This window comes from Acetobacter sicerae, assembly GCF_011516765.1.
GTDB lineage: Bacteria > Pseudomonadota > Alphaproteobacteria > Acetobacterales > Acetobacteraceae > Acetobacter > Acetobacter sicerae.
On the sequence record NZ_JAAABN010000022.1, the window covers coordinates 24788 to 35523 of the forward strand.

9 protein-coding genes are annotated in these 10736 nt (G+C 58.9%); 1 reads left to right on the forward strand and 8 read right to left on the reverse strand.

What is annotated here, in order from left to right:
- Positions 1 to 247 precede the first annotated feature (247 nt).
- The 8 genes from uraH to GVI59_RS16010 all read right to left on the reverse strand — a co-directional run bounded on the left by uraH (position 248) and on the right by GVI59_RS16010 (position 8735).
- Entirely contained in the window at positions 248 to 601 is a 354-nt protein-coding gene (gene uraH / locus GVI59_RS15975) for a hydroxyisourate hydrolase (RefSeq protein ID WP_173575090.1), read from the reverse strand.
- Positions 598 to 1125 (reverse strand): 2-oxo-4-hydroxy-4-carboxy-5-ureidoimidazoline decarboxylase, encoded by a 528-nt coding sequence (gene uraD / locus GVI59_RS15980; protein ID WP_173575091.1) that lies wholly within the window; start codon positions 1123 to 1125, stop codon positions 598 to 600. The genes uraH and uraD overlap by 4 nt, the downstream gene beginning before the upstream one ends.
- A complete protein-coding gene (gene puuE, locus GVI59_RS15985; RefSeq protein ID WP_173575092.1) occupies positions 1122 to 2036 on the reverse strand; it encodes an allantoinase PuuE in 915 nt (304 codons plus the stop codon). The genes uraD and puuE overlap by 4 nt, the downstream gene beginning before the upstream one ends.
- Positions 2033 to 3295 carry a pyridoxal-phosphate-dependent aminotransferase family protein gene (locus GVI59_RS15990; protein ID WP_173575093.1) on the reverse strand — a complete coding sequence of 421 codons (1263 nt, stop codon included), beginning with the start codon at positions 3293 to 3295 and terminating at the stop codon, positions 2033 to 2035. Before GVI59_RS15990 ends, puuE begins: the two co-directional genes overlap by 4 nt.
- Positions 3292 to 4593, reverse strand: a complete 1302-nt coding sequence (locus tag GVI59_RS15995; RefSeq protein WP_242013167.1) for an allantoate amidohydrolase — start codon at positions 4591 to 4593, stop codon at positions 3292 to 3294. The genes GVI59_RS15990 and GVI59_RS15995 overlap by 4 nt, the downstream gene beginning before the upstream one ends.
- Positions 4594 to 4598: 5 nt before the next feature.
- Positions 4599 to 6194 (reverse strand): gamma-glutamyltransferase family protein, encoded by a 1596-nt coding sequence (locus GVI59_RS16000; RefSeq protein WP_173575095.1) that lies wholly within the window; start codon positions 6192 to 6194, stop codon positions 4599 to 4601.
- A 336-nt stretch (positions 6195 to 6530) separates the two neighbouring features.
- Positions 6531 to 7853 (reverse strand): ammonium transporter, encoded by a 1323-nt coding sequence (locus tag GVI59_RS16005; RefSeq protein ID WP_173575096.1) that lies wholly within the window; start codon positions 7851 to 7853, stop codon positions 6531 to 6533.
- A gap of 141 nt (positions 7854 to 7994) precedes the next feature.
- Positions 7995 to 8735 (reverse strand): tetratricopeptide repeat protein, encoded by a 741-nt coding sequence (locus tag GVI59_RS16010; RefSeq protein ID WP_173575097.1) that lies wholly within the window; start codon positions 8733 to 8735, stop codon positions 7995 to 7997.
- 434 nt (positions 8736 to 9169) lie between these two features.
- On the opposite strand from GVI59_RS16010, the gene GVI59_RS16015 reads away from it, so the two are divergent.
- The gene (locus GVI59_RS16015; RefSeq protein ID WP_173575098.1) at positions 9170 to 10018 is read left to right on the forward strand and encodes a hypothetical protein; all 849 of its coding nucleotides are present in this window, start codon (positions 9170 to 9172) and stop codon (positions 10016 to 10018) included.
- Positions 10019 to 10736: the final 718 nt, after the last annotated feature.

The window sequence follows — 10736 nt, forward strand, 5'->3', positions numbered from 1 at the left end:
CGCTCCGGAAGACATTTCTGGCGTCCCTTTACGTCAGGACGTCGGACTTTGCATCATCGCGTAATTTGGTCGGTAACGCCAAGACTAAGATGATCTCGTCATGCAACCAGAAACGCGTCGTGGGAACGGCGGTGGCTTTGTCTGCGAAGACTGTTTTTGAAAGTCATCCGGGCAGCAGACACTGCTATCGTGACTGCGTGCTTTGTGTAGACGCAGCGAGCCGAATCCTGAGTGTGTCAGGAAACGATCAACTGCCTCTGTAGGTTGAATAGGCAAACGGCGCGACCAGAAGCGGCACATGATAATGGCTGCCCGTCCTGCCTTCGCGCGGTGCTGCAATACCGAAAGCGATCGGCACGGTGTCGAGAAATGGCGGGTCGCTTAGTTCAACGCCTTCACGACGGAAATAGGGGGCGACCGCAAACTCCAGCCGGTAGGAACCGGGTTCCAGTTCTCCGAGCGATTTCAGTTCCGGGCAGCGCCCGTCTTCATTGGTGACGCCAGCGAACAGTATGGTGTCACCCCGCCAGAGCGTGACCGACATGCCGACAGCCGGTCGGCCGCTGACCTGATCCAGAACATGGGTTGAAAGACTGCTCATGCTTTCGTCTCCAGTGCTTTCAGAACATCGCGGCAGCGTATGGCGGCGATCTTGTCGATTTCCGCCAGCGCGGCACGGCGCTCCTCATCGGCGGAATTGCGCGTCCGGCGCTCCATTTCGTTGAGAATATGGTCCTTCTCGCTGAGCCGGACACAGATGATGAAGGGCATGTCGAATTTTGCCCGGTAGGCCTCATTGCTCGTCGTGAAGCGGGCATGCTCGGCGGGCGTCAGACGATCAAGCCCTGCGGAAGACTGCTCGTTCTGCGAGGCTGCGGTCAGTGTTTCATCGACCCCGACCTTACGCGCCAGTTCGGGATGCTCGCGGATCAGCCGCATCTGGGCGTCGGACGGCGCATGCGCCACCACGTCACGGAAGGCGGCGAGCAGTGCATCCTCATCCTGAAAAGGCCGCGCCTTCCATGCTTCCTGCGCGATCCATGGCGAATGTTCGTAGAGCGCACCGAATAGCTTCGTGAAGTCGTCCTGATTCAGCGCGTTGATAGAAGTGAAAATGGCGTTCATTCCGGAAAGACCTTGAGCCAGTGCCGGGCGATATCGATACGTCTGGCGATCCAGACCCGGTCATGCTGTTGCACATGATCGAGGAACCGCGCCACGGCCCGGGCCCGGCCCGGTCGCCCGGCGATGCGGCCATGAAGCCCGACAGACATCATCTTCGGTCGAGAGGCTCCTTCTTCCCATAACTGATCGAACGTATCGCGCAGGTAGCGGAAGAACTCCTCGCCTTCTGAAAAGCCGTTATACGCCACGATCTTCATGTCATTCACGTCGAGCGTGTAAGGCACGATGAGCTGAGGTCGGCCGGTCACGGATTCCCATGTGTGATCGTAATAGGGAAGGTCGTCGGCGTAGGAATCGGCGTCATAGACAAAGCCGCCCTCTTCGGCGATCAGTCGGGCGGTGTTCGGACTGGTGCGCCCCTGATACCAGCCCAGCGGACGCTTGCCGGTCAGCGCCTGCTGGAGCGCAATCGCACGCTGGATATGGTGACGTTCAATCTCTTCAGGCACATCCTGATAATCGATCCAGCGCAGACCGTGCGAGGCGATTTCCCAGTCCGCCTTCATCATGGCGAAGACCGCTTCCGGATTGCGCGCCATCGCTTCGGCGACGCCGAAGACCGTGACCGGTAACTCGCGTTCCGTGAACAGGCGGTGCAGACGCCAGAAGCCGGCGCGGGAGCCATATTCGTAAAGGCTCTCCATCGCCATCGCCCGTGCGCCGGGAATGGAGCGTGCGCCGACCATTTCGGACAGGAACGCTTCCGATCCGGCGTCACCATGCAGGACGGAGTTTTCAGCGCCTTCCTCGTAATTGATGACGAACTGCACGGCGATACGGGCCTTGCCGGGCCATTCCGGGTCCGGCGGGTTCGCGCCGTAACCCACCATGTCGCGGGGATAAGTGCTCATGCGTCGTGCGCTTTCAGGGCGTCCGGAAGAGCCCTGTTCCACGCGATCAGCGCCGCATCCACGCCAGCGCCTCGCGGGGTGGCGTAGCCTTCCGCGGCCAGAACGCTTTCCAGCGCGCCAAGCGTCAGCAGCACCTTATGCTTCATGGCGTTATAACCCATCGCGCCGATCCGCCAGATCTTCCCAGCCTGTGGACCGAACGCTGTGCCGATCTCGATCTCGAAATCCTCGCGCATCCGGCGACGCACGGCCTCGCCATTCACGCCATCGGGAATCCACACACCGGTCACGTTCGTCATGCGGTATTCATCATGCCCGAACACGTTCAGCCCGAGCGCTCGCAGTCCCGCCGTCATGGCGGCTCCGGCGGCCCGATGACGATCGAAGCGGTTCTTGAGACCTTCTTCCAGCATCACGCGCCCACATTCACGTGCGCCGTAAAGCATGGTGGTCGCCTCGGTATGATGGTTCAGGCGCTTCTCCGACCAGTAATCCATGACCATCGCCAGATCGAAATAGTTGGAACTGATCCGCGCCCCATAGCCATCATCGGCGTCCGCACCACGGATGCCTTTCTCCACATGGCGGCGGCTGAAGATATGTTCGGCGGCGCGATCGGAAATCGTGATGGGTGCGGAGCCCGGCGGGCCGCCCATGCACTTCTGAAGCCCGGCCGTCACGATATCCAGACCGCAGCCATCCACATCGACCGGCATGCCGCCAAGCGTGGCGGTGGCGTCGACATAGGACAGCACATCATACTTGCGGCAGAGGTCGCCCAGTCCCTCGAGCGGTTGCGCCGTCGTGGTGGAAGTGTCGCCATGGATGCAGGCGAACACGCGCGGCTTGTGTTCCCTGAAGGCGGCATCGATGGCGTCCAGAGAGGCGACTTCGCCCCACTCCAGATCGAGCGTGCGGATATCGGCGCCAATCCGCTCGGCGATCTCGGACAGCAGCAGTCCAAACCGTCCGGCACGCACGATCAGCACCGTCATGCCGGGTTCCAGCAGCGACACCAGCGCCGCCTCGATGCCCGCGCGCGCCGTGCCGTCGATCAGGAACGTCCAGCGGTTCCGCGTCATGAACACTTCGCGATAGAGTTCCATCGTTTCGTTCATGTAGGTCGTCATCTCTGGGTCGAACTGCCCGAGCATGTCCGCGCTCATCGCCCGCAGCACACGCGGATGAACGTTGACCGGTCCCGGCCCCATCAACAGGCGTTGCGGCGGATCGATCTGGCCGAAAACTGGCACGGTCATGCGGAATGTCTCCCTTGGGTCTGGCTGTAATCGTCGGCGAAGAGTCGGACAAATCGGGTCAGCGCGGTGACAGCCTCGCCCACGTCGGCGGGTAGCACGGCTTCCGCCGGGTTGTGGCTGATGCCTTTCTCGCAGCGGATGAACAGCATCGACATCGGGGCCAGTCGCGCCATGATCATGGCGTCATGCCCCGCGCCACTGACCAGCACCCGCGCAGGCTCGCCGGTCACGTCCTGCACGGCTGTTTCCATCAGCGCCATGAGGCGCGGATCGCAGGGGGAGGGATCAAGATCCTCGCGCGGGATGATCTCGATCTCTATGCCGCGACGCTCGGCAATGTCTTTGAGGGCGGCAAGAATGTCGTTCATGGCCCTGTCGCGTGTTGCGATGGTGCCGGCGCGGGCGTCGATGGTGAAGGTGACATCGCCCGGCACGACATTTGTCACGCCCGGCCATGTGCGCAACGAGCCGACTGTCGCCACAAGCCCGTCGCGATCCCCGCCAGCCACGCCAATGCGCTCAATCGCCAGAACCATCTCCGATGCCGCCGTCAGCGCATCCCGGCGCAGCGACATCGCCATGGTGCCGGCATGACCGGCCATGCCATGCAGTCTGATCTCGAAACGACGCTGCGCCGCAATGCCGCTCACCACACCGAGCGCCCGTCCTTCGGCTTCCAGAACCGGACCCTGTTCGATATGCGCTTCGACATAGGCCAGCACACTGTCCTTGCGGCGTTTCGCAGCCGCCATGCCGCGAGGCGTCAGCCCTACACGCGCCAGAGCCTGTTCGACGGTGATGCCGTCAACATCATGCAGTTCGGCAAAAGCGGCGACAGGGTCATCCTCTTCCAGAACACCGGCGATGGAGCGGGTGGTCAGCATGGTGATGGGAAAGCGTGATCCTTCCTCGTCCCCGAAACCGACAATCTCGATGGCGAATGGAAAGCGCTCGCCACGTTCATGAAATCCGGCCACCACTTCGAGCGCCGTTATGACGCCGAGCATGCCGTCGTAGCGACCGCCATCCCGCACGGAGTCCAGATGCGAACCGAACAGCAGCGCGGGCGCGTCCGGCGTGCTGCCTTCATAACGTCCGATCAGGTTGGCGGCGGCATCCTGCCGCACCGTCATGCCCGCCTGACGCATCCAGTTCGAGATGGCTTCGACCGTGGCGATAAAGCCCGGACCAAGCCAGGGACGGAAGAGCAGATCGTTTTCGTCGCTGAAGGGAGGTTTGCCGAGCACATCGCATCGGGCGACAGCGCGTTCTCCTGTAACTGTCCCTGATTCTGTCATGGCTTTTACCATGCCGCGACCCCTCCATCACTGCGCGGATCAGTCGCGCCTTCAATCACGCCATCCGCATGACGGACCAGCGCCCCGGCATGTCCCATCATGGACGTGAAAGGCGCAACCCGTTCGATGGCGTGTCCGGCAGCGCCAAGCTGCGCGATCAGAGCCGGATCGAACCGGTCTTCATATTTCAGCGTCACGCTTTCCTGTCCCCATGTGCGCCCCAGCAGCCAGCGCGGCGCGGTGACGGCGGCCTGAAGACCCATGCCATAGCGGGCATAACGCGAGAACACGGCTGCCTGCGTCTGCGGCTGTCCTTCGCCGCCCATCGTGCCGTACACCATCACGCGTCCGTCGTCGAAGCGGGCCGCGGCCGGGTTCAGCGTATGGAACGGCTTGCGTCCGGGCTTCAGCGTGTTCCAGCCATCTTCCTCCAGACGGAAACTCGCGCCACGGTTCTGCCAGACGATGCCGGTCTGCGGTAACACGACGCCCGAGCCGAACTCGAAATAGGTGCTCTGGATCATGCTGACGGCGACGCCACTGGCATCGACCGCGCCCATCCACACGGTGTCACCCGCCTGCGAAGGATACGGCCATGGTGCGGCGCGTTGCCGATCAATCGCGGCGGCCATGGCGTCCAATGCCGCGGGATCATCCAGCAGATGCTGCGCTTCCACCGTCATGTAGGCCGGGTCGCCCACATGCGTGTCGCGGTAACGGAAGGCCTGCTTGGTGGCTTCGATCAGTCCGTGAATATGCGCGAAACTCTCACCTTCATCAGCTTTCAGCCTGTCGAAGAGTGTGAGGATGAGCAGGGACGCAACGCCCTGTGTCGGAGGGGCCATGTTGTAGAGCGTCGCACCCCTGATCGGCACAGAGAGCGCGGACCGGACCTGCGCCCGATGAGTTGCAAGATCTTCCGCACTGACCGGACTTCCTGCGCTTGCAAGATCGGCGGCGATGCGGCGGGCGAGGGAACCGGTGTAGAAATCCTGAAGACCGGATGAAGCGAGTTCACGGAGAGTCGCGCCGAGAGCCGGGTTGCGGAGGATGTCACCTTCCTCCAGCGGACGACCTTCGGGTTCAAAAACGACTGCATAACCGGGAGCCTGCGTGAGTTCGGCTGATTTCTCGCGGGCCAGCGCGGCGCCTCCTGCCGTGACAGGCACGCCGGCTTCGGCATGGTGAATCGCTTCGGCAAGGATCTGTTGCAGCGGCAGGACGGACCCATTGACTTTTTCCGCCAGTTCCATCGCTTTCGCCCATCCGGAAAGAGTGCCCGCGACCGTATTGGCGGCCAGCGGTCCTCGCCACGGAATGGTTGCGTGTCCAGCCTTTCGATACAGCGGCAGATCGGCGGCGGCGGCGGCGGCTCCGCAGGCGTCAATGGTCTCGGTGCGTCCGTCGGGCCACGTGATGAGCCAGAAGGCGTCGCCGCCGATGGAGGTCATGTGTGGATAAACGACGGCGAGGGCGGCGGCAGTGGCCACGACGGCTTCAAGAGCCGAGCCGCCGTCACGAAGAATGGCAAGACCCGCCTGTGACGCCAGATGGTGCGGTGCGGTAACCATTCCGCGTAATGAACGGGCCGTATGCAGCATCCTGCAGCCACCTTTCCTGTTGCCTGTGGATCAGCGTTTCATGTCGGAGATGTAACTGGAAAAATCTTTATTTGCCAGTTGTCGCCGTGATGAAATGGATGGTTGCCGTGTTCGTGGTCGCCGGAAGGACGAAATGAAGGCGTGGTTCATCCGGACAAGACATTTCTCTCATGGATTTCCGGTTCTGGCGGCGCAGGCTGGAGCGCTGACATGACATTGCGACAATATCGTAACGATCACTTTTTTGCTGGTCTGGAACGAAACCGTCGTGATTCCGGCTTCACTGCATGACATGTCGGATCTCCGGGTTGATACGGCATGCGCAGTAACAGAGACTCAGCCTTTGTCATGCCCCCAGTACGTGACGTCCATGCCGTTCCTTTCGCACTCGCGGGAGATGCGAAGCCCGGAGGTGGCTTCAAAAATACGGCAGATGACATAGGCGGGCACAGCAGACAGCAGGATCACGGTGATGATTCCCAATAGCTGAAATAGCGGCGTGATATGGGCATGATCGAGCGCGTAAGGCGCAGGCAGATCCGTAAAACCACCCGTTCCAGTTCCCCAGTGCAGGAAACCGCCAGCCAGAGAACCGACGATACCGGGTCCAAAAGCGAGAGGGGCCACTTTCGGCTCGTCGATGCGTAGATGCACGAGCACGCGGGAAACAATCACGGCAAGGATCGGTCCGATCACGCCGAAAGCAAGACTTTCCATCGAACCGGCAACGTCAAAAACAGTGCCGGTCATGACGGCTCCGGCAATGGGGCCGAAAAACACCCAGACCGGTTCTCTGAGAAGCGCCGCCAGAGCAGCGCCGCTGACACCGCCTCCCAGCAGGGCGAGGAACACGTTTTTCAGCACGATACCCAGTCCGGTCGGGACCATGGTGATGCCATAAACAGTCTTCCCCGGAGTGATCCATGTCGAGCCGAGCGCAATGAGGGGGATCGCCATGAAAACGAACAGCGCTCCGGAAGCAATGTTGCCGTAATTGCCTGGTTTCGGCTGCACCCCTTCAGGATCGGGGATAAACACGCCAGCCCGCGGTCCCATCCGCCATGCGGTCACTAGCGTCCATGTACCGGTAAAGACGTAAAGCGCGACGGCTCCTTCGAAATCATGCAGGCCGTTATTGGTGAGAGGTGAAAGCGGGCCCCATGTCAGATACGCCGCGAGCGGGCAGAAGATGAGGCCCGTTGCGAGGGACATCACATAGAGCGGCGCACTGCGTATGCGCTCCACCGTTCCGCTGTGAATGAGGGCGACGGTCGCCATGGCGAAGGTCACGAAGAAGACCGAGAAGACCTGCTGCGTATCAGCTCCCGGCACCAGTTTCGGGTCCTGCGCCATGGCCGGGGTGCTCATGGCGGCGCTTCCGGGCCACCAGTCAAGAAAGGCCTGCACGAACGGATGCGGCGTGCCGAAGGCGGTATAGAACTGCCACTGCCAGATGGCGTCACCCACAAAGAACGTAGCGAGACCGCCGATCATGCAGGTCGTTATTTTCTGCACCCAGCAATGCAGAACATTGTCTTTCCGGACCAGTCCGGCATCGACCAGACCAAGGCCGATCAGAACCAGAATCACACTGACGGCGCTGATGACATAAATGAAAGCGGACAGAATATTCGCCGTCGAGACCTGTTCAGGAAACATGGGTGAACCTTTATGAAACGCCGGACTGTCCGGTATGGAGCTTTCTGTAACGCAAAAGCTCTATGCGCAACGGGCAGCCATCTGGCTCAAGCGCCCCGGGGCCAGATGGGTTCCAAAAGGCAGGCTACAGAAAAGCCGCACTCATTTCTTCAGAAATACGTCGAGCTTACGGTCCACGTCCGCAAGCAGAGTACTGTCGCCGTTGCTTTCAAGCGCCGTCAGAGAGCGTTTCATCGCCTGAAGAATATCCGGCGTGACATCCTTGTCCTGAACGGCCTTCCGCCACCATGACAGGGCTTCCTCGACAAGTCCTGCTTCGGCCAATGCTGTCGCGTAATTATGCTGTCCGCGATAGTCGCCCTGTTCCGCCGAGCGCTTGTACCACGTTAGCGCTGCCTGTCTGTCCTGAGGCGCTTCCCAGCCTTCCTCAAGAAAACGCGCATAAAGGTTCATGGACTTGGCATGCCCCTTGTGGGCTGCTTCCCGGAACAGGGCGAATGCCCGGGGGCGGTCGGCGGGCATGCCGAGCCCTCGCAGCACGAGGATGCCCAGATTGTAACGCCCCCATTCATCGCCAAGAGAGGCGGCCTTTTCGTAATGAACAGCCGCCTGAGCCAGATCTTTCTCCACGCCGTGACCAAAGTGATAACAGCGCCCGAGCATGTTGCAGGCAGGCCCAAAACCGGCATTGGCCGCGATTTTAAACCAGCCGACGGCGGCCGCTGGATCACTCTGCATGAAAGTGCTGCTGAGAAGAGCCTGCCCCCACTGCGTCTGGGCAAGGGGATCACCTTTCAGGGCTTCCAGACGGATCTGTTCGATGTGAGCCGGGAGAGGTGTGCGCTCGGCAGGACGCTTTCCTGGAAGCAGGCGGGAAATCATGGCAGGACTCTTGTTGCGAAGGCTTCTCAGTAGCATTGCGTGCGGGATGAGAGCAAGAATTCAGCTTGTCTTATGAAGCGGGCAACAGCCGTGCAGTTGCGGAAAGTCAGACAAGTCGCAATTTGAATGCGGAGGCCTGCTGCACAATACGGGTTCTGTCCCATTGTGCTTTTCTTGAGATGCTGAAGTATAGGCTGTTTTTTGGGGGGCGCCTGTCCGTTATAGGAAGCTAGCTATGGGAAAATGGACACGGTACCACCGATGAGGAGACTGACGGCTCTGGTCATCGTCCATAGGCATTTTCAGGCACAGTCCCAGAGTATCTTGAATTAGATACAGTCAGAATTAAGTGGGCCGATGGATTTTGTCCTAAATGTGTGCCCACGCGTGCCTCGACCGTGGTCAAACACTACGATTGGTCATATGGTTGGGGAATGACGCGTCCTGATCCCTTCACAATTCCCGAGTGGAAAGCGTTGCACCGCGAGGCATCTCTGGTCTGTCAGATACTTGGCTCTGGTGCAACCGCATTAAGTCGTGCGAGTTATGGAAGCGGATTCGGTGAATACTATACTGCCTTCTTCGGACTTTCGGTTGGAATTGAACGGCTGGCAAAGCTTATATTAGTTGCCAATTACGCACTGGAGAATAACGGAGCCCTTCCAGGGCAGTCGGTCGTTCGCAAATATGGCCACAAATTGAGGGAGTTGATAGCGCAAGTCGGTATGATTGCTGAAAAGCGTAGTATCACCGTACCTCACATCGGCCCTGACCATCCTATCTGCACTGCTGTCATAAACTGCCTTGACGCATTCTCGGATGCCTCCAAGGGCCGCTACGCCAACTTCGAGGCGATAGGCAACCCTTCATTTGACCCAGCAAATGAGCCCGTCAACAAATGGTGGACCGAGGTTGTTGAGCCAATTCTCGATAATCATTATCGAGGGAAGAAAGGTGAAGCTGTTGTAAAGAGACGCGCAGCTCAATTCGGAGCGATGGCCGATTGCTACATGTTTGTCCTGTTCACAGATGAGACCGGCAACGTGATGTCGGACGCGACGACTGCTTCCGAACGCACTGGACAGACGAAATGGGCGCAGAAGTACGGACGCTTTTACACGCTTTCGGTTGTCAGATGGCTCTCCTACATTTTCGACGAAATGACCCACATGGCTGGCTATCAACCGGGGCTGGAAAGCCTATTCGGACACTATGAATTTTTCCGAACTTACATGGTCAATAACCATTTCTTACTGAAACGCAAGGTCTGGCCTCTTACCTAGATTTGATACGGTTTGGTGCTTGGTAGAAGTGATTATGTCACTTTTGCGGAGTATCTGTAGTAGGTTTGATTTTCGGCGGGATTGATCCAGACATTGCCTTTTCCCGGCTCGGTTGATCTGCTGCTCCGCTCGCGCGGCATATCTGATATTACGAGAATACAAATTTAAAGGGACAACCATATTTAATGGGCACCTGCACACGAAATGTTCCCATCTCCATTTAGTGTCCGGTCTGAGAATAGTGATCTTGTAAGTTTAATGACCAATATGAGGCGGTTAGAGACAGTCAGTTATTTGACGTTGCTCGGACGGGTGCCGAGCGATAGCAATTTTACTAACCTGTGTTTCTATTCGGGCACCCTACGCGGCCTCACCTTGCAGAGGGACCTGAGATTAAGTCAGAAAATTTCTACCTGATCGTCAGAATCGGAATATGAGCAGGCAGTATAGCTAAAATACGTCTATTTGGCTTATAATCGGATTTAGCCATTTCCGAGAGACTTAAAATGTGTTTTATCTTTTTAACCTATTCGGGTGTGACGGCGATCTCCCCTAGAAGAGCGATCGCCGCCGTTTAATCACGAAGTGTAAGGTACTCACATGATTCTAGGGCCTGTTAGGCCTTGAATGACGGAACGGATTGCATAGCTGTTTATGATGAGCATGATGCAGTCTGTCTTTTCCGATACCGCATGGTCCGTCTGGGAGCCTTTGATCG